Consider the following 20,961-nt stretch of genomic DNA (forward strand, 5'->3'; position numbering starts at 1 on the left):
CGTCACCAGGGACTCGGCGCGTAGTCCTTGAGGAAGTGGCCGTGCAGGTCGGTGCCGGTCTCACCCTGGACCACCGGGTCGTAGACGCGGGCCGCGCCGTCGACCAGGTCCAGCGGGGCGTGCCAGCCCTCCGCGGCGATCCGGAGCTTGTCCTGGTGCGGCCGCTCGTCGGTGATCCACCCGGTGTCGACCGCGTTCATCAGGATCCGGTCGGTCTCGAACATCTCCGCCGAGCTGGTCCTCGTCATCATGTTGAGAGCGGCCTTGGCCATGTTGGTGTGCGGGTGGCCGGCGCCCTTGTAGCGGCGCGAGAACTGACCTTCCATGGCCGACACGTTGACCACGTGCGCACGTCCGGAGGGGGCTCGGCGCGCCGCCTCGGCGAGGGCCGGACGGAGCCGCGACACCAGGAGGAACGGCGCCACGGAGTTGCACAGCTGCACCTCGAGGAGCTCGAGCGGGTCCACCTGGTCGACGGTCTGGGTCCACGAGTTGCTGGTCGCGACGTCGGGCAGCAGCCCGCCGGCGTCCACCGCGGTGCCGGCCAGGTGCGCGTCGAGGGAAGCGTTGCCGGCCCGCAGCGCGAGCGCGGTCAGGGAGGCGGCCGTGTGGGCGGCGACCGCCTCGGCGGTCGACTCACCGTCGTGGTGAGCCACCGGGTCGGCGGCCAGGGCCCCGGCGATCGCGGCGGGGTGCGCCTCGGAGACCCGGTCGAAGGTGACCATCTCGGGCAGCGTCACGCCCAGCGGCAGCGGCGCGGACTCGGCCTCGACCAGCTGGGAGTAGGCGCCCGGGGAGCGGCGTACTGTCTGGCACGCGTTGTTGACCAGGACGTCGAGCGGCCCCTCGGCGGCGACGTCGTCGGCGAGCGCGACCACCTGGGTCGGGTCGCGCAGGTCGATGCCGACGATCTTCAGCCGGCCGATCCAGTCGGCACTGTCCTCGAGCGCGGCGAACCTGCGCACCGCGTCGTGCGGGAACCGGGTGGTGATCGTGGTGTGCGCCCCGTCGCGCAGCAGCCGGAGCGCGATGTACATGCCGATCTTGGCCCGCCCACCGGTCAGCAGGGCGCGCTTGCCGCTCAGGTCCGTGCGCTGGTCGCGCTTGGCGTGCGACATCGCGGCGCAGGCCGGGCACAGCCAGTGGTAGAACGCGTCGACCAGCGTGTAGTCGTGCTTGCAGATGTAGCAGCCGCGCGGGTTGACCAGCTCGCCGGCGAACGGGCCCTCGGCCTGCGAGACCAGCGGGATGCCGAGCGTCTCGTCGTCGATCCGCAGCGCCGAACCGGTCGCCGTCGCCTCGGTCACGCGACGGTCGTGAGCGAGGTCGGCGGCCCGCTTGGCCAGCTTGCGGTCGCGCTTGAACGCCTTGTACATGTGGGAGGTCGCGTGCTTGACCTCGACCCGGGCCGGATCGTCGTGGGGCAACTCGTGCAGCTGCCGGAGCACCCGCAGCGTGGTGGCGAGGTCGTCCGGGTCGATCACGTCTCGTCGGGCTTGGCGGGCTCCGAGCCGTAGAGACCTGCCTTCTCGGCGTCCTCCGCCCGGCGCAGGTGCTTGGTGAGGCTGAACCCGAGGAAGGCGACGGCGCCGATCAGGAGCAGGAAGACCGCGAACGCCGTCCAGCCCGCCTTGACGTCCTCGGGCTCGGGCGACTCGTCGGCGAGGCTGACGAGGCCCAGCACCAGGTCCAGCAGCAGCGCGGAGGTCATGGGGCCATTGTCGCAGCCGGGTCGTCCCCGACCGTTATCCCGGTGAACAGGTCGTCCTCGGGCACGGGGCTGTCGACGAACGACGTCACGAGCTCGAAGTCCTCGGTGGGCGCGACCTCGAGCTGGATCTCCCGCGGGATCGCGAACCAGAAGCCGTCCGGGTCGATCTGGGTGGCATGCGCGAGCAGGGCCTGGTCGCGCACCCCGAAGAACTCACCGCACGGGACCTTGGTCGTGATCCGGGCGTCCCACTCGGGCTCGGGCTCCCACTCCTTGAGGCGCTCCTCCCACGGCGACTCGAGACCGTGGGCCAGCATCGCCTCGTGCAGGGCCAGCATCCGCGGCCGGTTGAACGAGTGGTGGTAGTAGAGCTTCAGGACCTGCCAGGGCTCGCCCAGCTCGGGGTAGCGCTCGGGATCGGCGGCCGCCTCGAACGCGGCCACCGAGACCTCGTGGCACTTGACGTGGTCGGGGTGCGGGTAGCCACCGCGCTCGTCGTACGTCGTCATCACGTGCGGCCTGAACTGCCGGATCAGCTTCACGAGCGGCGCGGCCGCCTCCTCGAGCGGGACCAGGGCGAAGCAGCCCTCGGGCAGCGGCGGCTTGGGGTCGCCCTCGGGCCAGCCGGAGTCGACGAAGCCCAGCCAGTCCTGCCGCACGCCCAGGATGTCGCGGGCCCGCTCCATCTCCTGCCGGCGGATCTCGGTGATGTTGGCCAGCACGTCGGGGCGGTCCATCTTGGGGTTGAGGATCGACCCGCGCTCCCCGCCCGTGCAGGTGACGACGTGGACGTCGACGCCCTGCGAGACGTACATCGCGGTCGAGGCGGCGCCCTTGCTCGACTCGTCGTCAGGGTGGGCGTGAACGTGCATCAGCCGGAGTCCCGCGCGGGGCTTCTCGTGAGTCGGCCCCGGAGTCGGCCCATCGGTCGGGACAGGGGGATTCGGCATGTCATAACCCTAGGTGTGAGAGTGGACGGGTGAGCACGCAGGACGCGATGGCGGAGCGCTACGGCGCACCGTCGCCCGCTCGGCGACGCGCGCTCGTCATCGCAACCGTCGGGATCGCCCTGGTGTTCCTCGGGTGGCTGGCGTGGACCGTGGCTGGTCACACCCAGACCGAGGTGACCTCGGAGATGGAGGGGTTCTCGGTCATCGACGACTCCACGGTCTCGGTGGTGCTGGTCGTCAGCCTCGACGAGGAGGCGGAGGGCGCGAGCTGCCGGCTGCGCGCGTTCGCGGAGGACCACACCACGGTCGGGGAGCTCGCCTTCGCACCGGACCCGGGCGCCGGCCGGCGCAACGTGGTCGAGATCCGCACCGACCGTCGTGCGACCGCCGTGGAGTCCCTGGGCTGCACCACCGACGGCCAGAAGCAGCCTCGATAACGGGCCGATTCTCGGCGTCCTTGTTACAGTTGCCGTTCTGACGTCCTGCCGGCCGTCATCTGACCGGCCCGCAGCGCCGACCGGCGTCGAGTCCGACCGACCACGACCCGACAACGACGCAGTCGACCATCATCGAGTGACATCTCAGGAGTACCCCCATGACTCAGTCCACCGACCAGGGCACGATCTGGCTCACCCAGGAGGCGCACGACAAGCTGACCGCCGAGCTGGAGGACCTCAAGGGACCGCGGCGGCAGGAGATCATCGAGCGCATCAGCGCGGCGCGCGACGAGGGCGACCTCAAGGAGAACGGCGGCTACCACGCGGCCAAGGACGAGCAGGGCAAGCAGGAGGCCCGCATCCGGCAGCTCGAGGAGATGCTCCGGCGCGCCGAGGTCGGCGAGACCCCGCCCGACGACGGCGTGGTCGAGCAGGGCATGAAGGTCACCATCCGGTTCGTGGACTTCGACGACGAGGAGACCTTCCTCTTCGGTGCCCGCGAGATGGAGGAGGAGGGCCTGACCGTCTACTCCCCGCAGTCCGCCCTCGGCTCGGCCATCAACGGCAAGAAGCGCGGCGAGACGGTGAGCTACACCGCTCCCAACGGCAAGGACGTCAAGGTCGAGATCGTCGACGCGGTGCCGTTCACCGGATAGTCACTCCAGCACCCGGTAACCGCGCTCCCGCAGCCGGCCCATCAGCTGCTCCGAGTGCTGGGCGCCCCTGGTCTCGAGCTGGAGGTGCACCTCGACCTCGTCGAGGTGCAGCCGCGGCGAGATCCGTTCGTGCACGACCTCGAGCACGTTGGCGCCCACGGCGCTGATCTCAGTGAGCAGCGTGGCCAGGCCGCCCGGGGTGTCGGGGATGTTGACCCGCAGGTTGAGGTAGCGCCCAGCGGCGGCCATGCCGTGCCGGATCACCTTGCCGAGCAGCAGCGGGTCGATGTTGCCGCCGGACAGCACCGCGACGGTCGGCGTGCCGAAGTGCTGCGGCTGGTCCAGGATCGCCGCGACCGCGGCCGCGCCGGCCGGCTCGACGACGAGCTTGGCGCGCTCCGCCAGCGCCAGGACGGCCCTCGCCAGCGAGTCCTCGGAGACGGTGAGCATCTCGTCGACGTGGTCGCGGACGGCGGCGAAGGTCAGGTCGCCCGGCAGCCCCACCGCGATGCCGTCGGCCATCGTCTTCATCGACGACAGCGGCTCCGGGTGCCCGGCCGCCAGCGAGGCCGGGTACGCCGCCGCGCCCGTGGCCTGTACCCCCACGACCCGGACCTCGGGCCGTAGCGCCTTGACCGCGATCGCGACACCCGAGAGCAGGCCGCCACCTCCGCACGGCACGATCACTGTCGCGACGTCGGGGGCCTGCTCCAGCACCTCGAGCCCGAGGGTGCCCTGGCCGCTGATGATGTCGACGTGGTCGAACGGGTGGATCAGCACCGCCCCGGTCTCGTCCGCGAAGCGGCGCGCCGCGACCAGCGACTCCTCGAGCACCTTGCCCTCGAAGACGAGGTCGGCGCCGTACGCGCGGGTCGCCCGCTCCTTGGGGATGGGCGCCCCCTCGGGCATGAACACCGTCGACTTGATGCCCAGCAGCTGGGCGGCGAGCGCGACCCCCTGGGCGTGGTTGCCCGCGGACGCCGCGACCACGCCCCGGGCCCGCTCCTCCGGCGAGAGGCGCGCGATCCGGGTGTAGGCGCCGCGGGACTTGAACGAGCCGGTGCGCTGCAGGTTCTCCGCCTTGAGCGAGACCGGTCCGCCGACCAGGGCCGACAGCCACCGGGACTGCTCCATCGGCGTCTCGATGGCGACGCCCCGGATCAGCTCGCGGGCGGCCTCGATGTCCGCCAGGGTGACCGGGCAGCCCGCGGGCGAGGTGTCAGCCACCTACCGCTCCGTCGTCGGGACCGGCGGGCTTGACCGGGACGTCTTCCAGGGCGGATGTGTCCCCCGTCTCGACGTAGTCCTCCGCCAGCTCCTCGACCGGGTCGTCCCCGGGATCGGTGTAGCCGGCGAGGTGCTGGACGACGGCGTTGGCCGCGGCCGCGAGCGGCACCGCGACCAGGGCGCCCGCCACGCCCGCGGTCAGGACGCCCGCGCCGATGGCGAGGATCACCGCGAGCGGGTGCACGGAGACCCAGCGGCCCATGAGGAACGGCTGCAGGATGTGGCCCTCGAGCTGCTGGACCCCGATCACGATGGCCAGCATGATCAGCGCCTTGACCGGCCCCTGGTCCACGAGGGCCACCAGGATGGCCACGGACCCCGCGATGGTGGCTCCGATGATCGGCACGAACGCGCCGAGGAACACCAGCACGCCGATCGCCAGCGAGAACGGCACCCCGATGATCGCCGCCCCTGCACCGATCAGGATGCCGTCCACCGCGGCCACGATGACGGTGGCCCGGACGAACTGGGTGAGCGAGATCCAGGCGACCCGGCCGGAGCTGTCGACCCGCTCCCGGGCCGCGCGGGGCGACAGCCGGACCACCCACGCCCAGATGCGGTCGCCGTCGGCGAGGAAGAAGTAGGTCGAGAACAGCACGATGAAGAAGCCGGCCAGGACATGGGTGACGGCCGTACCGACCTCGGTGACCCGGGTGAGGACGCCGCCCTCCTGCGACTGCTCGCTGATCGCGTCCTGCACGCTCTTGATGTAGTCGTTGATCTGCGAGTCGCTGGCGTTGAGCGGGCCGTCCTTGAGCCAGTCCTTGATCTCCTGCAGCCCGGCCACGGTCTGGTCGGCGAGGTCGGTGGCACCTTCGGCGACCTGCTGGCCGGCGAAGGTCAGCAGGGACGCGACGCCGGCGATGGTGGTCAGCACGACGAGGATCGACGCCACGCTCCGGCGTACGCCGATCCTGGTCAGCCACTCCACGAGCGGCACGACCAGCGCAGTGACGAGCAGCGCCACCACCACCGGGATCACGATGACCGCCAGGAAGGCGATCAGCCAGCCCAGCACCGCCACGGCCGCGGCGATCACCAGGAGCCGCCACGACCACGAGGCCGCGAGCTCCACCCCGTGGGGCACGTTGCCCTGCGGGTGCGGTGGCGGGGCCGGCGGTGGCGGCGGGTGCCGCTCGGCGGAGCGCATCGCGTTCCACTGCTGCGCCAGCCGGGAGGCGACGCCCAGGTGAGGGGGCTCGTCGGGCACCTCGCCGGAGACCTCGCCGGAAACCCCGTCGCGCTCCTGTCCCGACTTCACCACGCGGGCAATCTATCCACCAATGACATGGCCAGCCGGTACCCCGCGTCGGGGTGCTCGGCGGCGAGCAGCCCGGCGGCCGCCAGGACGTAGTCGTGGTCGACCGCCAGCCGAGCGCGCTCGGGGAGCTGCCAGCCCTCGCCGGCGTCCGCACGCCCCGGGCCGACACTGGGTCCGAGCACCCGCTCGGTGACCCCCGGACGACCGTGCCGGAGGACGCCGCCCGACCCGACGACCAGCCCGACCCGGCGCAGGTCGGTGCCGGTGCGCTCCACGACCCGGCCCTCGGGGCTTACGACGACGCGGGACCGGCCCGCGTGCCGACGCAGCGCCAGCCCCACCGCGGCTCGGGCGATCGCCTCGTCGATGTCCTGCTCGGTCTCGGTGACCGGCAGGAAGCCGGGGTCGGCCCGGCGTGCGGCCGCGGCGTCGGCGAGGCCGCTGAGCTCCGCCGCCTCGACGGTCGAGACCGCTGACCAGCGCATGCCGAGGTCGCCCTCGACGGTTCGCGTCACCGGGCTGCCGGCGACCACCTCCCGAGCCAGTCCCTCGGCGTCGACGGACCCGTCCTCGGGGTCGATCTCCACCACGGAGTGGACGTCCGTGGTGGCGCCTCCGACGTCGACGACCACGACGTCGCCGATGCCAGGTCTCGACTCGTCGAGCCCCCGGGCGAGCAGCTCGACCCCGGTCAGGACGACGTCGGGCGTCGCGCCCCTCACCATCGCGGTGAAGTCGGCTCGGGCGCTGAGGTGCTTGCCCCCGATGACGTGGGACAGGAAGACCTCGCGGACCGCCCGGCGCGCGGAGCCGGGCGCGAGGACCCCGATCCGGGGCACCACGTTGTCGGCGACCACGTGGGGGATGCCGGCGAGCGCGCGCTCGACGTCCGCGCGGGCGTCCACGTTGCCGGCCACCACGACCGGTCCGCGCCACCCGCTGGCGGCCAGGCCCCGGGCCGCGTCGACGATCACCTCGGTGTTGCCGCCGTCGGTGCCACCGGTCAGCAGGATCACATCCGCGCCCGCGCCGGACGCCGGTCGAGGTGCGAGCGCAGCCAGCCTCGAGACCTCGGTCGCCCGACCGCCGAAGGCGACCACGTCGACCACCTTGCCGCCACTGGACAGGGCCACCCGCCGGCCGGCCTCGGCGGTGACGAGCGCCTCGGCGCCGACGACGGCGATCCGCAGCCCGCCCCCGGCGCTCGAGCACGCCAGCACCTCGGCCGCGGTCGCGCGAGGGTCCCGCTCGGCGAGGACGGCCAGGCAGGCGTCGTACCCGTCGAGGACGTCGGTCTCGATCGTGGTGCGATGCTCGGCGGCCGCTACGATGCGGCCCGCGGCCAGGTCGACCAGCGAGGCCTTGGTGAAGGTCGAGCCGAAGTCGACGCAGACGACCGCGCTCACCCGAAGGTCGCCACCACGGACGCGGCGGCCGCGACGAGGCACACGATCACGGCCGCGGCGAGCACGTGCAACGCCGGGTTCGCCGGCAGCGGTTCGCCGGACCGGATGGCGGCCTCGGCATCGCGGAACCGGAGGTATCCGCCGATCGCGGCGACGCCACCGGTGCCGACGAGCAGGGCGGCGAGGAGCCGGGATCCCCAGTCACCCTCCAGGAGGTGTGCGACCGCGAGCCCGGCCGCGACCAGGCCCACGGCCGTCCGCTCGTAGGCCAGGAAGGTGCGCTCGTTGGCGAGGGTGAAGCGGTAGTCCGGCTCGACCGGACCCTCAGCCGAGGGCACGGTCCAGGTCCGTGATCAGGTCCTCGACCGTCTCGATGCCCACGCTGAGCCGGACCAGGTCCGCGGGGACCTCGAGCTCGGTGCCGGCCACGCTGGCGTGCGTCATCCGCCCGGGGTGCTCGATCAGCGACTCGATACCGCCCAGCGACTCCGCGAGCGTGAAGACCTCGGCGCGGTCGCACACCTCGAGGGCGTGCTCCTCGCCGCCCCGCACGCGGAAGCTGACCATCCCGCCGAACCGCGCCATCTGCTTCGCCGCGACCTCGTGACCGGGGTGGCCCGCGAGGCCGGGGTAGTAGACGTGCTCGACCCGGTCGTCGGCGTCGAGGAACGCGACGATCCTCTCGGCGTTGTCGCAGTGGCGGTCCATCCGGACCGCGAGGGTCTTGAGACCCCGCAGGGTCAGCCAGGCGTCGAACGGGCCGGCGACGGCCCCCATCGCGTTCTGGTGGTAGCCGACCTTGTCGGCGAGGTCGAGGTCGCGCACGACGACCGCGCCGCCGACGACGTCGCTGTGGCCACCGGCGTACTTGGTGGTCGAGTGGATGACGACGTCCGCGCCGAGCGTCAGCGGCCGCTGCAGGTAGGGCGTGGCGAAGGTGTTGTCGACGACGAGCAGGGCGCCGGCCTCGTGGGCGACGCTGGCGAGCGCCTCGATGTCGGCGATGCCGAGCAGCGGGTTGGTGGGGGTCTCGACCCAGACCATCCTCGTCTCCGGGCGGATCGCGGCGCGGACCGCGTCGAGGTCGCTGAGCGCGGCCGGGGTGTTGGCCAGGCCCCAGCGCTGCTCGACCTTGTCGAAGAGCCGGTGCGTGCCGCCGTACGCGTCGTTCGGAAGCACCACGTGGTCGCCGGGGTCGAGGAGCCCGCGGACGACCGTGTCCTCGGCGGCGAGGCCCGACGCGAACGCGAAGCCGCGCTCGCCCTCCTCCAGGGCCGCGATGTTGCCCTCGAGCGCGGTGCGGGTGGGGTTGCCCGAGCGGCTGTACTCGTAGCCGCCGCGCAGGCCGCCGACGCCGTCCTGCTTGTAGGTGGAGGTCGCGTAGATCGGCGGGATGACCGCCCCTGTCATGGCGTCCGGCTCGTAGCCCGCATGGATGGCGCGGGTCTCGAAGCCGGCCTTGCTTCGGTGCTCTTGGCTCACCCGGTGAGAGTATCCAGCGCATGACCCCGCGGCGCCGCTGGCTGACGGCGGCGTACGCCGCGCTCTCCGTCGCGGACACCGCACTCGTCGGGGTCGGTCCGCGCGGGCGCCGTCTCCACCACGTCGTCAAGCCGTTGCTGATGCCCGTCCTGGCCGCCGGCCTCGCGGGCGACACCCCACCCGGACCGGTCGTCCGCCGGGTGCTCGCGGCCCAGGGGCTGTCCTGGGGCGGGGACGTCGCCCTGATGGGGAGGAGCGAGTCGCGGTTCCTGGCCGGGGTCGCGTCGTTCCTCGGGGCGCACGTGGCGTACGTCGCCGCGTTCCGCGCCCTGGGCTCCGGCTCGCCCACCGCGAGCGCTGCCGGGCGTGGGGTGCTGGCCCTGGCCTCGGTCGCGGTGCCGGCCAACGCCGTGCTCGCGGGACGGCGGGACGCACGCTTCGGGGTGCCGGTCGGGGCCTACGGCCTGGTGCTGGCGGCGATGGCGGCCAGCGCCGCGGCCCTGCCGGAGTCGCCGGAGCGGACCCGGGTCCGGGCCGGCGCCGCCCTGTTCCTGACGTCCGACTCGCTGCTCGGCGTCCAGCTGTTCCTGCGCGACGAGCCGCACCCCGCCCTGGAGTCGGCGGTGATGGCGACCTACACCGCCGCCCAGTGGCTGATCAGCGACGGGGTCAGCCGCTCGGTCGGCTGATCCTGGGCCGGTCCCAGGGCTGAGCCTGTGAGTCTGCTGAGGACGGGAACGACCGAGACAGCCGCGCTGTTGCAGACTGTGCCCAGCACGTGGGCAGACAAGACCCTAGGAGCGCGAATGAGCATGTTCTCCCGCCGCAACGCCGCCCTCGTCGAGCCCGAGCAGACCCTGCCCGGCCGCACCGAGCGCCCCTTCGCCGTCGCCGACAGGCACAAGATCCTGGACGCGCCCGTCATCACCGACGAGGCGCCCGCCGGCCTGGAGGTCGCGATCTTCGGCCTGGGCTGCTTCTGGGGGGCCGAGGAGATCTACTGGCAGGTCCCCGGCGTCTGGTCGACGTCGGTCGGCTACGCGGGCGGCACGACCCCCAACCCGACGTACGACGAGGTCTGCAGCGGCCGCACCAACCACACCGAGGCCGTGCGGGTCGTCTTCGACCCCAGCGTCGTGTCCTACGCAGACCTGGTGAAGACGTTCTTCGAGGTGCACGACCCGACCCAGGGCTTCCGCCAGGGCAACGACGTCGGCACCCAGTACCGCTCCGCGATCTACTACACGACCCCCGAGCAGGAGCAGACCGCCCGTGAGCTGACCGCGGTCTACGGCGCCGAGCTCGAGCGCCGCCGGCTGGGCTCGGTCACGACCGAGATCCGGCCGGCCAGCGAGACGCCGTACTACTACGCGGAGGACGCTCACCAGCAGTACCTCGCCAAGAACCCGTTCGGCTACCGCTGCCACGCCAACACGGGTGTGAAGTTCCCGGCCTGACCAGCGAACCGATTCCGTCACGGGCGCATCACACCTGACGTGAGAAGACCGGCCGGCACTGCCCTCGCCCTCGCCCTCGCACCATTGGTGTGGGCCGCACCCGCTGCCGCCGCCTCCGAACCGACCTGCCAAGGCCAGCCGGCGACCATCGTCGGCGAGCCCGGTGGGTCGGTCCGGGGCACCGACGGGCCCGACGTGGTGGTCAGCGACGGGGCCCGGTGGGTCGTCACCGGAGCCGGCGACGACGTCGTGTGCCTCACCGGCTCGAGCGACGACGGCCACCGCGTCCGGTTCGCATCGGGTGCCGGCCACGACTCGGTCGTGGTGACGAGCACGGAGGCCGTGACGGGTCACCTCGGCCACGGGGAGGACACCTTCGTGGGTGGTGACGAGCGGGACCTCGTGCGGGGCGGCGAGCTCGAGTCGGTCGAGATCGGCGGCGACACCGGCGAGCAGTACGTCGACCGCGACCGCGACACGATCAGCACCGGCGGCGGTGACGACGGGGTGGCGGCGTCGAACGACGACACCGTCTCGCTCGGCCGGGGTGATGACGGGATGAACCGGGAGGTGCTCGCCGGCGCCCCGTACGCCGGAGACGTGGACGGCGGCCCCGGCAGGAACTTCCTCGGGCTGAACGTCTCCGGGGACGCGGGGAAGGACGCCGGGAGCTGGGTGCTGGACACCCACGCGGGGACGTTCTCCCGCAACGGCGAGACCCACCTGTCGTTGACCGATTTCACCGGCTTCCAGGTCAGGTTCGCGAAGGCCGACGAGGAGCTGCGCGTCCGAGGGAGCCGGCGGCACGAGTCGTTCGAGGCGTACGGGCAGGACGGACTCGTCGAGACAACGCTTTCGATCAGTGCGGGCGGGGGAAACGACGAGATCTACGTCGGACGGGCCGGGTACGACCTCGACGACGTGCTGGTCCGGTCGATCGACGGCGGGCCGGGGCGCGACCGGCTCGTCGTCTCCCAGTACGAGGGGCCGAGCGTCTTCCGCCTCGATCTGGCTGCTGGTGCCTACCGGTACGGGAACCGCGGGACCACCACCAAGGTCCCCGTCGCCGGCATCGAGCACGCCCAGGTCACTGGCATCCCGTTCCTGACCATGCGTGGTTCGTCGTCCGGCAACCGGCTGGCCGTGACGCTGCCGACCGGTTGGCAGGCCTTCGAGCGGTGCCGGGTCCTGCTCTCCGGTCGTGGCGGCGACGACCTCCTCCGTGTGCTCGAGGGGCCGCGCTCGCGCTCGACGAGCTGTCCCGGACCCGTGCTCCGAGGCGAGCGCGGAAGCGACCTGCTGGTGGGGTCCCAGGGGGACGAGACGCTGGTCGGAGGCCCCGGCCGTGACGTCGCCCGCGGGGGCCCGGGCCGGGACGTGTGCCGTGCCGAAGTCAGGATGGGCTGCGAGCGCCGCTGAGTTCGGCACGCTCCGGCTGTCGTATCCGGTGGCCGCCGTTCGTGGCGACCGTGAAGGGTGGCCGTCAGTGCTGCCCTGACACAGGAGGACACATGCCCGAGTACCTGATCTTCTTCAACCAGCAGTGGGTGCCCGACTACCCGGAAGGGGACTGGCCCGAGATCGGCAAGACGTCTCGCGCCGTGGTCGCGGAGATCCAGGAGGCCGGCGAGCTGGTGTACGCCGGTGGTCTCGAGGAGACCGCCGCGCTGGCGCACGCCGACTACGACAACGGCGAGTCGATCGTCACCGACGGGCCCTACGTCGAGACCAAGGAGTGGCTCGGGGGTCTCACGATCGTGGACGTGCCGGACGACGACCGGGCGCGCTACTGGGCGTCGCGCATCGCGGTGGGCTGCCGGTGGCCCCAGGAGGTCCGCAAGGTGAAGCCGGGCAGCGCCCGCGGCTGAGCGCATGCGTGGGGGCCTCGCGGGTTACCGAAGGAATTCTGCTTCAACGAGAGGACACCGCATGGGCATCATCGGATTTCTGGTCGCAGGTCTCATCATCGGAGCCCTGGCGCGCCTCTTCAAGCCGGGTCGACAGAACCTCAGCATCCTCATGACGCTGCTGCTGGGCGTCGTCGGTTCGGTCATCGGCGGGGTCATCGCCAGTGCGATCGGCACCGGCGACATCATGGAGCTCAACGTGATCGGGTTCGTCGTCGCGGTCATCGCCGCGGTGCTGCTGATCGGTGCCGCGGAGAGCCTCTCGGGGAAGGACAAGGCGCACGTCTGACGTTGACTACGGCGTCTTCAGCACCCGCATCCGCAGCGGCTCGGCTTCCTGGTCCCACATGACGGCGACGTCACCGTTCGGGGCCATGACCGCGAACGCCGCCTCGAGGACGTCGACGCCGGCGTCCGGCCAGGCTGTGTAGCGCCGGCTCCAGGCCGATCCGTGCGGCCGGTAGCGCGCGTAGACGCCGTACTCGCCCCAGCCGACGAAGGTGTCGCCCGCCCGGTCGACGGCAACCATGACCTCGCTGGCGACGGTGCCGCCCTCGGCCAGGCGCTGCGGCGTGGTCCAGGCACCGCCGGAGCCACGCTCGGCGACGTCGATGCGTCCCTCGTCCCGGGCCATCGCGACGACGAAGTGGCCGCGCGGGTTCACCACGACGTCCACGTCGTTGAGCTCGCCACCCTTCGCCAGACTGCGGGGCGCTCCCCACCGTCCGGTGACGGACCGGGTGACGACCCGCACCCCGGAGAGGTCGGGGCTGAAGACCACCACGGCCCGCCCGTCACCGGCGACCGCCAGGTCGTGGTCGTAGCCCTCGGCGGTGATCGGGGCGGACGTGCTCCACCGCCCACCGACCCCGCGCACCCGCGCGGCCAGCGCCTGCGGCTCACCGAACGCCTGCACGCCGTAGACCACGGTCGCCGTTCCGTCGGCGGCGATGCCGACCGCGGGCTCGTCGGCGCCGTTCGCAGGGGTCACGTCCACCGCCTGGCGCCACGGCCCCGCCTTCGGGCGGTACGCCGACCGGATCCGGGTCGGTAGCCCGTCCTCCTCACTGCCCCACGTCCACACCGCCACCACGGCTCCCGCAGGGTTGACGGCGACGTCGAGACCCGACGCGCGACGGATCACGCCGGGGACGTCGCCGGGCAGGCTCGCGTCGTCGGACAGGCTCACGGGCGCGGACCAGCTGCCGGAGGCGCTGAGCCGGGCGGCCGCCACGCCGTCGCTCTGACCCTCGCGCTGGGTGACCCAGACGACGGTGACGATGCCGCGCCGGTCCGCGACGACCTCGGGGACGGTGCCCTGGCCCACCACGGTCCGCCTGCCCCAGGTCCCGTCAGCGAACCGCTGCCGCACGACGACCGACGGCGGGTAGTCCGTGCTTTGCCAGGCAGCTGTGGTGACTCCCTCGCCGTCGACGGCGACCGAGGCGCTCGGCGGGTTGGGTGCGAGCGTCCGGACGGGCCCCCACCGCGCCGGCGACCCGACGCCGGCCGAGTTGCCGTCCGCCGGGACCGTGACCCCCGAGACCGCCAGTGCCCCGGCGGCGAGAAGGGTCAGGACGACGGTGCGGGCGGACATGGTCGCCTCCGAGGGTCGGGTCACGGGTCACCCTCCACGGTCGCGCGATGGCGCGGGCGACGCCACGGCAGGGAGACCCTCGTCCTCAGGTCGTTGGACCTCCCGTCAGCGCCGCTCGCAGGCGACTCTGACCTCCGCCACGCAGACGTCGACACCAGGACCACCACGAGCGACGTCACGACCCGGACCGCCCATCAGGCGTTCGTCCTCCCGCGAACCGATCAGCTCGTCGTTGCCGACTCCGCCGACCAGCAGCGGTGCCGGACAACCCTTGGTCGTCCAGTCGAGCTTCGGCGACCGGATCCGGAGCTCGTCCCCACCTCCCCCGCCGATCAGCGTGACCTGGCAGCTCTCGCGCCGACGTCGCCCGGCCTGGGGGATCTCCGCCTCCAACCGGTTGGCAGCGGCACTGCCATGCAGGCGCACCTCGGGGAAGCCGTCGACGGCCGCGTCCTCGAACCCGGCCAGAGCCGCGCGGCGCGGCACCTCGCCGAGGCCGTACCGAAGACGGTCGCGGGCGAGGTCGAGATCGACGAACATGTCCCTGACGCCGCCACCGAAGTTGCTGAGGGTCAAGCGGTCGCGGCCGACACCCCCGTCGACCGAGGCCACGTCGGAGTTCCGCATACCGAACACCACGAGCCGCACCACGTCGTCACCCGCGCCGGCGTCCAGGGTCAGGGGGCCGCCCACCACGTCGAAGCTCTCGTCCCGCTTGCTGCCTCGCACCGTCAGGGGCTCACCCTTCGAGAGCGCGAACCGGGAGAAGCCCGTCCACGAGAAGCGCACCTCGCCGTCACGGCTGAGCTGCCCCACTCGGTTGTCGAGCAGCCAGGTGCCCGGCCCGTCCTCCTCGCGCGAGAGGCCATCGAGCAGCACAGAGTTGCGTCCGGCTCCTCCGTCGGCCTGGCCCGAGTCACCCTCCAGGCGGAGGTCGTCGTCCCCGGCACCCAGGGACAGTGAGTCGCCGTCGCCTTGGCCTCCGGACGTGACCCTGTCAGGTCCGCCGCCCGTGCTGATCGCGTCGGTCCCCGTGTCGGGCAGGCCGGAATCGTCGTCCTCGCGCCGGCCCGCGAAGACGACGTCCCGCGCGTCGTTGCCGACGTACCGGTCGTCGCCGTCGCCGAGGAACGCCCGGACCGGGCTGGTGTCGCGCACCCGCACGCTGTCGTTCCCCGGACCCAGGTCGAGCCACACCGACTTCCCGTGCGCGGTCGGGTCGGTGACGCAGACGACGTCGTCCCCCGCTCGGGTGTCCACCTGGAACGCCCCACCGGTCACCACGACGTCGGCGCCGTCGGACCCGCGGAGCACCTGGCCGGGCTTGCCCACCATCGTCGCCTCGCGGCCCTGACAGGTGGGCGCCGCCCCCGCGGCGGACGCGGGCGTCCCCATCGGGATGCTGACCAGGGCACTCAGGAGGACGAGGCTTGCACGAGGCGTCATGTTCAGTCTGATGCTGCCACGCCGCACTTGGTTCGCACCGGCACCGCTCACGGTCGGGCTTTCGTCGTCAGGGACACTGGGTGTCATGGCCGACCTGCCCCGCAAGGCAGCAGCGCGCACGGCGAGGCTCGCCGCGCTGCCGCTGGGGTACGCCGGGAGGACGGCTGTCGGGTTCGGCAGGCGGATGGGTGGCGCGCCCGCCGAGACGGTCCTGTCCGAGATCCAGCAGCGCACGGCCGAGCAGCTCTTCCGCACGCTCGGCGAGCTCAAGGGCGGGGCGATGAAGTTCGGCCAGGTGCTCTCGGTGCTCGAGTCCGCGCTTCCCGAGGAGGTCGCGGGCCCCTATCGCGAGCAGCTGACCAGGCTCCAGGACGATGCCCCGCCGATGCCCACCCAGACCGTGCGCGACCAGCTCACCAAGGACCTGGGCGCCGACTGGGCGGACCGGCTGGTGTGGCTGGACGGCGGCCCCACGGCGGCCGCGTCGATCGGCCAGGTCCACCGTGGCCGTTGGGCCGACGATCGGGAGGTCGCCGTCAAGGTGCAGTACCCCGGTGCCGGGGACGCCCTGCTCTCGGACCTGCGGCAGCTCGCCCGGCTGGCCCGGACGGTGGGCCCGCTGGTGCCCGGGGTCGACATCAAGCCGCTCATCGCCGAGGTCCAGGCCCGGGCCTCCGACGAACTGGACTACACCCTGGAGGCCGAGGCACAGCGCGCGTTCGCCGCGGCGTTCCGCGACGACCCCGACTTCGTGGTGCCCGACGTGGTGGAGGTCGGGGAGTCCACCCTGGTCACCGAGTGGCTGGAGAGCCCGCACTCCCTGGCGACGGTGATCCGGGAGGGCAGCCAGGAGGAGCGCGACCACTACGGGCAGCTGTTCGTCCGCTTCCTGTTCGCCGGTCCCGCCCGCACCGGGATGCTGCACGCCGACCCGCACCCCGGCAACTTCCGCATCCTGCCCACCGAGGACGGCCGGCCGGGCCGACTCGGCGTGCTCGACTTCGGCGCGGTCGCGCGGCTGGACGGCGGCGGGCTGCCCGAGGCGATGGGCCGGCTCATCCGGGTCGCCGCGCAGGCGGACCACGAGCAGCTCGAGCAGGGTCTGCGCGAGGAGGGCTTCATCAAGGACCGGGTCCGCGTCGACCCCGACCTCCTGCTCGACTACCTGGCGCCGTTCGTCGAGCCGACCAAGGTCGAGAGCTTCCGGTTCACCCGGGAGTGGATGCGCGAGCAGTTCCAGCGGATCAACAACCCCCGGGAGCCCACCTACACGGTGGCCCTCAAGCTCAACCTGCCACCCAACTACATGCTGATCCACCGCACCTGGCTCGGCGCGATCGGCGTCCTCAGCCAGCTGGGAGCCGAGGCGCCGTTCAAGGCGATCCTCGAGGAGTACCTGCCGGGGTTCGCAGACCCCACCTGACCGCACGGTCTGCCACGATGCCGTCCGTGAGCATCGCAGCGACCGGACGACGGGTGGCCGTGGAGGTGGGCCGCGCCGGCGTCGATCGGGTACGCCGCCGCGCCGGCCTGCCGCGGTGCGCCGCCGACCTCGGACCGGCCGACCTGGCTCGGGTGCTCGGACGGCCCGTCACCGGCGTGAGCCCGCTCGACGGGACGACCGGGACGACCGACCGGGCCCGGCTCGCCGTCGAGGGCCCGGGCCTGCCGCCGACGGTGTTCGTCAAGACCGCGGCCGTCGACGCCGGGACCCGGCTCTTCGGCGGGCTCGCCCGGCTCGGCGAGGTCGAGGTCGGCTTCTACCGCGACGTGCGCCCCGGCCTCGACCTCCGAGCACCCCGGCTGCTCGGCGCCACCTTCGACCGCGGCACGGGCCGGTTCGTGATCGTGCTCGAGGACCTCGCCGCCGAGGGCGCGGTGTTCTGCGACACCCTCTCCCGGCTCAGCGTCGACCAGACGGCCGCGGTGCTGTCCACCCTGGCCCGGCTGCACGGCGCCACGCACGCGAACCTGCCCCGGGTCCCCTGGCTGGGCACCAACTCCGGCGACGCCCTGCTCCCGCTCATCAGCGGGACGCTGCCCCGGCTCGCGGCGAAGGTGGCCGAGCGTGCCCCCGAGATGGTGCCGTCCGATGCCGCTCCCCTGCTGCGCGGCTACCGGCGCTGGGCCTCCACCCTCGACGAGGGACCCCACTCGGTGCTGCACGGGGACCCGCACCCGGGCAACGTCTACCTGCTCGGCGAGGACGGCGCCGGCCTCCTCGACTGGCAGGCCGTGCGCCGCGGGAACCCCCTGCGCGACGTGACCTACCACCTCGTGCTCGGCATGGCCGTCCCCGACCGCCGCGCCCACGAGAGGGACCTGCTGGCCCACTACGCCGGCGAGCTCGCCGCCCACGGCGGGCCGGACCTCGATGCCGACGAGTGCTGGCGACGGCACCGGCGGATGGCGGCGTACGCCTATGTCGCGGCGGTGTTCACCTCCGGTCTCGGCGGCCTGCAGAACGCCGAGATCGCCGACGCCGGGCTGAAGCGCGCCGGGGTCGCGGTGGCCGACCTGGAGACCGTGGCCCTCGTCGGGTGAGCTACTGGCCCACCGACCCGTCGATCGACTCCCGGATCAGGTCGGCGTGCCCCAGGTGCCGCGCGTACTCCTCGATCATGTGCACCACGATCCACCGCATGCTCAGCGGTTCCCCCGGCTTCCGCTTGCGGTGGCCGACGGCGATCGCGTCCAGGCCACCGGAGCCGTCCAGGATCTCGCGGGAGCGGGCGACCTCGGTGTCGTAGAGCGCCCAGATCTCGTCGGGCTGCATCGACGCCGCCACCGTCCACTCGGCGTCCGCGTCCGCCTTCCAGTCGAACGACGCCCAGGGCTCGGCGGGCGGCTCCCCCCGGAAGATCTCGGTGAACCACCAGCTCTCCACCCACGCCAGGTGCGTGACCAGCCCGCCGAGGGTCATCGCCGACGGCGGGTGCCGTCGGCCGAGCTGCTCGGCGTCGAGACCGCCCGCCTTGACCCGCAGGGTGTCGCGCATCCACTCGAGGAAACCGGTCAGCATGGTCAGCTCGTCGGCGACCTGCGGGATGTCGAAGCGCTTCATGACCATGGTCAGCCCTCCTGGGGCGAGCGCTCGGTGACGCAGTAGGTGAAGCCGTCCGGGCCGGTCAGCACCGTCCAGCCGCGGTCGAAGCGCTTCACGAGGGTGGCCCCGGCCGCGACGTGCCGGTCGACCTCGGCGTCGCGCTCCGTGGCGCACCAGTCGAGGTGGGCCCGGACGGCGGGCTCCTCCTCGTCGAGACGCTGCAGGAGCAGCTGCAGCGGCTGGCCAGGAGGCGGGGTCAGCCGCGCGAACTCGACGTCGGGTCGCGGGGGACGCGGCTCCCAGCCGGTCACGCGCTCCCAGAACGCGAACTCCTCGTCGAAGACCGAGGGTGGGATGTCCAGGCAGACCTGGTCGACGCGGGAGCGGCTGCCGTCCGGCCAGGCCGTGGCGGCGGGCAGGGTCGTCGCCGGATGCGAGACGAAGCAGAAGGTGAACCCTCCCGGCGAGGTGAGGGTGAGGTAGTCCCCCTCGTCGGCCGTCACCGCGGCCCCGATGCCGGTCGCGGCCTCCGCTGCGGCGCGCACGTCGTCCACGTGCACGACCAGGTGGACCCGGCTGGGTCCGGAGCCGAGCCGCTGCACGTCCAGGTAGTCGTCGCCGTCGGGCGGCAGGAGCGACACGTACTCGTCGTGGGCACCTCGCGCGGCCGAGGCCCGGTAGCCCGTGAGCCGCTGCCAGAGCAGGATCCCGCGCTCGTGCTCGTCCGCGGCCAGGTCCAGGTAGGCCGTGAGCCAGAACGGCGTCGTCACGGGACCGGCCGGCAGTCGTGACCGCAGCCGTCCGGCGCGGGCGGGCCGTCCGCGTGCGCCGCGGGCCGGTGCAGCACCGCGCCGGTCGCGGAGATGTGGACGTCGTCGCCGTCGGTCTCGGCGGTGCCGTCGACGAGCAGTGTGTAGCCGCGCTGCTCGAGCGGAGGGAAGACCAGCGTGACGACCGGGTTGTCGGCGAGGTTGGCCAGGGTGCCGCACCCCGGCGCCGGGACCCGCACCGTGCCGTCGACGACCGACGGCTCGACGGTCACCACCTTGACCCTGCCGTCGGAGGACGTCAGCAGGTAGCCGGTGCCGAAGCCCTCCAGCGCCTTGCCGAGGTCACCGACCTTCACGGGGATGCTCATGCCGCGAATCTAGTCACCACACACCGACGACGTCGCCGCCGATCCGCACGACGAACGCCGCGACGACCACGACGAAGAACACCCGGACGAACCGGGCGCCGCGCGAGACCGCGACCCGCGCTCCGACGTACCCGCCCAGCAGGTTGCCCAGCCCCATCAGCAGCCCGACCTTCCACAGGACCGCACCCTGAGGGACGAACACCACCAGGGCACCGAGGTTGGTCGCCCAGTTGGCCATCCGCGCCTTCGCCGACGCCTCGAGGAACGAGTAGCCGAGCAGCGCCACCAGGGAGAGCACCAGGAAGCTCCCGGTGCCCGGCCCCATCGCGCCGTCGTAGAACCCGATCGCGAAGCCGACCAGCATCGCCGTGGTCAGGTGTCGCCCCCTCCCGTGCAGCAGCTCGGTCTTGGAGCCGAGGTCGGGCTTGAGCAGCACGTAGCCACCGACCCCGACCAGCACCACCAGGACGATGGGTTCGAACGCCTCGCGTGGGATCTGCGACGCGACCAGCGCGCCGAGCACGGCGCCGGTGAACGCCAGCGCCATCAGCGGCCCGAACGTGCGCGGGTCCGGACGGACCCGGCGGTAGTAGGTCACCGAGCTGACCGTGGTGCCGCAGATCGAGCCGAGCTTGTTGGTGGCCAGGATCTGCACCGGCGACGCGTTCGGAAGCCCCAGGAGCAGCGCCGGCAGCTGGATCAGCCCCCCACCACCGACCACCGCGTCGACGAACCCGGCCGCGACGGCCGCGAGCACGAGCAGTGCCAGCACCGTCGTCGTCGGATCGCCCACCGAAGCCACCCTAGGATCAGGAGAACCAATTCGTCGTTCGACGCATCGGACTGGTCATGAGACTCCCGATCCTGGCGCTCGTCGCCTCGTGCACGGTGGGCCTGTCGGCACCCGCGTACGCCGCCCCGACGTGCCACGGGCAGGAGGCGACGGTCGTGGGATCACCGTCCACCGGCGCCACCGGCACCGACGGTGACGACGTGATCGTGTCGGGCGGCGCGGGCCTGGTGGAGGCCGGCGCCGGCAACGACCTCGTCTGCGTCACGGGCGCGACCCGCGAGGTCTTCGCCGGACCGGGCGCGGACACCGTCGACACCACCGCGGGGGCCTCGTCGGTCGAGACGGACCTGGGCATCGGCGTGGACATGTTCCTGGGTGGGCCGGGGT

Annotated in this window: 24 protein-coding genes; 10 read left to right on the plus strand and 14 right to left on the minus strand. The window is 72.7% G+C overall.

Translation table 11 applies throughout. The features are described 5' to 3' along the window. Positions 1 to 2: 2 nt before the first annotated feature. From JHD21_RS04295 to mca, 3 genes are read right to left on the minus strand one after another with little or no spacing between them, the layout of a single operon-like run. Positions 3 to 1,484: an SDR family NAD(P)-dependent oxidoreductase gene (locus JHD21_RS04295; RefSeq protein ID WP_292671914.1), complete on the minus strand. Its 1,482-nt coding sequence runs from the start codon at positions 1,482 to 1,484 to the stop codon at positions 3 to 5. Then, positions 1,481 to 1,711, minus strand: coding sequence for a hypothetical protein (locus tag JHD21_RS04300; RefSeq protein WP_292671916.1), 231 nt, complete (start codon positions 1,709 to 1,711; stop codon positions 1,481 to 1,483). Before JHD21_RS04300 ends, JHD21_RS04295 begins: the two co-directional genes overlap by 4 nt. Continuing rightward, on the minus strand, positions 1,708 to 2,583 hold the full coding sequence (gene mca / locus JHD21_RS04305; RefSeq protein ID WP_292671917.1) for a mycothiol conjugate amidase Mca: 876 nt from the start codon (positions 2,581 to 2,583) through the stop codon (positions 1,708 to 1,710). The genes JHD21_RS04300 and mca overlap by 4 nt, the downstream gene beginning before the upstream one ends. A gap of 107 nt (positions 2,584 to 2,690) precedes the next feature. Here mca and JHD21_RS04310 point away from each other — a divergent pair, with 107 nt between their 5' ends. Both JHD21_RS04310 and greA read left to right on the plus strand, forming a co-directional pair. Next, positions 2,691 to 3,098, plus strand: a complete 408-nt coding sequence (locus JHD21_RS04310) for a DUF4307 domain-containing protein (protein WP_292671918.1) — start codon at positions 2,691 to 2,693, stop codon at positions 3,096 to 3,098. 158 nt (positions 3,099 to 3,256) lie between these two features. Continuing rightward, positions 3,257 to 3,754, plus strand: coding sequence for a transcription elongation factor GreA (gene greA, locus JHD21_RS04315; RefSeq protein WP_292671919.1), 498 nt, complete (start codon positions 3,257 to 3,259; stop codon positions 3,752 to 3,754). On the opposite strand, the gene ilvA is transcribed toward greA, so the two are convergent. The 5 genes from ilvA to JHD21_RS04340 are packed head-to-tail and all read right to left on the minus strand — an operon-like array spanning position 3,755 to position 9,190. Then, positions 3,755 to 4,981 (minus strand): threonine ammonia-lyase, encoded by a 1,227-nt coding sequence (gene ilvA, locus JHD21_RS04320; protein ID WP_292671921.1) that lies wholly within the window; start codon positions 4,979 to 4,981, stop codon positions 3,755 to 3,757. Continuing rightward, positions 4,974 to 6,305 carry an AI-2E family transporter gene (locus tag JHD21_RS04325; RefSeq protein WP_292671923.1) on the minus strand — a complete coding sequence of 444 codons (1,332 nt, stop codon included), beginning with the start codon at positions 6,303 to 6,305 and terminating at the stop codon, positions 4,974 to 4,976. The genes ilvA and JHD21_RS04325 overlap by 8 nt, the downstream gene beginning before the upstream one ends. Beyond that, positions 6,299 to 7,708 carry a glutamate mutase L gene (locus JHD21_RS04330; RefSeq protein WP_292671925.1) on the minus strand — a complete coding sequence of 470 codons (1,410 nt, stop codon included), beginning with the start codon at positions 7,706 to 7,708 and terminating at the stop codon, positions 6,299 to 6,301. Before JHD21_RS04330 ends, JHD21_RS04325 begins: the two co-directional genes overlap by 7 nt. Further along, entirely contained in the window at positions 7,705 to 8,046 is a 342-nt protein-coding gene (locus JHD21_RS04335) for a DUF202 domain-containing protein (RefSeq protein ID WP_292671927.1), read from the minus strand. The genes JHD21_RS04330 and JHD21_RS04335 overlap by 4 nt, the downstream gene beginning before the upstream one ends. After that, positions 8,033 to 9,190 carry a cystathionine gamma-synthase gene (locus JHD21_RS04340; RefSeq protein WP_292671929.1) on the minus strand — a complete coding sequence of 386 codons (1,158 nt, stop codon included), beginning with the start codon at positions 9,188 to 9,190 and terminating at the stop codon, positions 8,033 to 8,035. Before JHD21_RS04340 ends, JHD21_RS04335 begins: the two co-directional genes overlap by 14 nt. Before the next feature lie 20 nt (positions 9,191 to 9,210). On the opposite strand from JHD21_RS04340, the gene JHD21_RS04345 reads away from it, so the two are divergent. The 5 genes from JHD21_RS04345 (at position 9,211) to JHD21_RS04365 (ending at position 12,843) form a co-directional block, all read left to right on the plus strand. Next, positions 9,211 to 9,879 carry a lysoplasmalogenase gene (locus tag JHD21_RS04345; RefSeq protein WP_292671931.1) on the plus strand — a complete coding sequence of 223 codons (669 nt, stop codon included), beginning with the start codon at positions 9,211 to 9,213 and terminating at the stop codon, positions 9,877 to 9,879. Between the two features lie 123 nt (positions 9,880 to 10,002). Further along, positions 10,003 to 10,647 carry a peptide-methionine (S)-S-oxide reductase MsrA gene (msrA, locus tag JHD21_RS04350; RefSeq protein WP_292671950.1) on the plus strand — a complete coding sequence of 215 codons (645 nt, stop codon included), beginning with the start codon at positions 10,003 to 10,005 and terminating at the stop codon, positions 10,645 to 10,647. Between the two features lie 39 nt (positions 10,648 to 10,686). After that, the gene (locus JHD21_RS04355; RefSeq protein WP_292671933.1) at positions 10,687 to 12,066 is read left to right on the plus strand and encodes a hypothetical protein; all 1,380 of its coding nucleotides are present in this window, start codon (positions 10,687 to 10,689) and stop codon (positions 12,064 to 12,066) included. 92 nt (positions 12,067 to 12,158) lie between these two features. After that, complete coding sequence (locus JHD21_RS04360; RefSeq protein WP_292671935.1) at positions 12,159 to 12,515, plus strand: YciI family protein; 357 nt, start codon at positions 12,159 to 12,161, stop codon at positions 12,513 to 12,515. Between the two features lie 61 nt (positions 12,516 to 12,576). Continuing rightward, positions 12,577 to 12,843, plus strand: a complete 267-nt coding sequence (locus tag JHD21_RS04365) for a hypothetical protein (RefSeq protein WP_292671937.1) — start codon at positions 12,577 to 12,579, stop codon at positions 12,841 to 12,843. Between the two features lie 6 nt (positions 12,844 to 12,849). Here JHD21_RS04365 and JHD21_RS04370 read toward each other — a convergent pair whose 3' ends face one another. Further along, positions 12,850 to 14,175, minus strand: a complete 1,326-nt coding sequence (locus JHD21_RS04370) for a hypothetical protein (protein ID WP_292671938.1) — start codon at positions 14,173 to 14,175, stop codon at positions 12,850 to 12,852. Between the two features lie 81 nt (positions 14,176 to 14,256). Next, positions 14,257 to 15,597 (minus strand): hypothetical protein, encoded by a 1,341-nt coding sequence (locus tag JHD21_RS04375; protein ID WP_292671940.1) that lies wholly within the window; start codon positions 15,595 to 15,597, stop codon positions 14,257 to 14,259. A gap of 85 nt (positions 15,598 to 15,682) precedes the next feature. Here JHD21_RS04375 and JHD21_RS04380 point away from each other — a divergent pair, with 85 nt between their 5' ends. Both JHD21_RS04380 and JHD21_RS04385 read left to right on the plus strand, forming a co-directional pair. Next, positions 15,683 to 17,020: an AarF/ABC1/UbiB kinase family protein gene (locus JHD21_RS04380; protein WP_292671942.1), complete on the plus strand. Its 1,338-nt coding sequence runs from the start codon at positions 15,683 to 15,685 to the stop codon at positions 17,018 to 17,020. A gap of 26 nt (positions 17,021 to 17,046) precedes the next feature. Next, the gene (locus JHD21_RS04385; RefSeq protein ID WP_292671943.1) at positions 17,047 to 18,141 is read left to right on the plus strand and encodes a phosphotransferase; all 1,095 of its coding nucleotides are present in this window, start codon (positions 17,047 to 17,049) and stop codon (positions 18,139 to 18,141) included. Between the two features lies 1 nt (position 18,142). Here the strand turns inward: JHD21_RS04385 and JHD21_RS04390 are convergent, their stop codons facing one another. From JHD21_RS04390 to JHD21_RS04405, 4 genes are read right to left on the minus strand one after another with little or no spacing between them, the layout of a single operon-like run. Then, entirely contained in the window at positions 18,143 to 18,667 is a 525-nt protein-coding gene (locus JHD21_RS04390) for a DinB family protein (RefSeq protein WP_292671944.1), read from the minus strand. A gap of 2 nt (positions 18,668 to 18,669) precedes the next feature. After that, positions 18,670 to 19,413, minus strand: coding sequence for a VOC family protein (locus tag JHD21_RS04395; RefSeq protein ID WP_292671946.1), 744 nt, complete (start codon positions 19,411 to 19,413; stop codon positions 18,670 to 18,672). Further along, a complete protein-coding gene (locus JHD21_RS04400; RefSeq protein WP_292671947.1) occupies positions 19,410 to 19,781 on the minus strand; it encodes a pyridoxamine 5'-phosphate oxidase in 372 nt (123 codons plus the stop codon). The genes JHD21_RS04395 and JHD21_RS04400 overlap by 4 nt, the downstream gene beginning before the upstream one ends. Before the next feature lie 13 nt (positions 19,782 to 19,794). Next, complete coding sequence (locus JHD21_RS04405) at positions 19,795 to 20,574, minus strand: TSUP family transporter (RefSeq protein ID WP_292671948.1); 780 nt, start codon at positions 20,572 to 20,574, stop codon at positions 19,795 to 19,797. Positions 20,575 to 20,630: 56 nt separating this feature from the next. On the opposite strand from JHD21_RS04405, the gene JHD21_RS04410 reads away from it, so the two are divergent. Further along, the coding region (locus JHD21_RS04410) for a hypothetical protein (RefSeq protein WP_292671949.1) at positions 20,631 to 20,961 on the plus strand (331 nt) is incomplete at its 3' end.

It is taken from the genome of Nocardioides sp., assembly GCF_016462705.1.
Taxonomy (GTDB): Bacteria; Actinomycetota; Actinomycetes; order Propionibacteriales; family Nocardioidaceae; genus Nocardioides.

Coding starts and splice junctions, on each gene's coding strand:
- JHD21_RS04400 (WP_292671947.1), bottom strand. CDS start 19,781: ATGAGCATCCCCGTGAAGGTCGGTGACCTCGGCAAGGCGCTGGAGGGC.
- mca (WP_292671917.1), bottom strand. CDS start 2,583: ATGCACGTTCACGCCCACCCTGACGACGAGTCGAGCAAGGGCGCCGCC.
- greA (WP_292671919.1), top strand. CDS start 3,257: ATGACTCAGTCCACCGACCAGGGCACGATCTGGCTCACCCAGGAGGCG.
- msrA (WP_292671950.1), top strand. CDS start 10,003: ATGTTCTCCCGCCGCAACGCCGCCCTCGTCGAGCCCGAGCAGACCCTG.
- JHD21_RS04300 (WP_292671916.1), bottom strand. CDS start 1,711: ATGACCTCCGCGCTGCTGCTGGACCTGGTGCTGGGCCTCGTCAGCCTC.
- JHD21_RS04365 (WP_292671937.1), top strand. CDS start 12,577: ATGGGCATCATCGGATTTCTGGTCGCAGGTCTCATCATCGGAGCCCTG.
- JHD21_RS04360 (WP_292671935.1), top strand. CDS start 12,159: ATGCCCGAGTACCTGATCTTCTTCAACCAGCAGTGGGTGCCCGACTAC.
- JHD21_RS04375 (WP_292671940.1), bottom strand. CDS start 15,597: ATGACGCCTCGTGCAAGCCTCGTCCTCCTGAGTGCCCTGGTCAGCATC.
- JHD21_RS04390 (WP_292671944.1), bottom strand. CDS start 18,667: ATGGTCATGAAGCGCTTCGACATCCCGCAGGTCGCCGACGAGCTGACC.
- JHD21_RS04345 (WP_292671931.1), top strand. CDS start 9,211: ATGACCCCGCGGCGCCGCTGGCTGACGGCGGCGTACGCCGCGCTCTCC.
- JHD21_RS04380 (WP_292671942.1), top strand. CDS start 15,683: ATGGCCGACCTGCCCCGCAAGGCAGCAGCGCGCACGGCGAGGCTCGCC.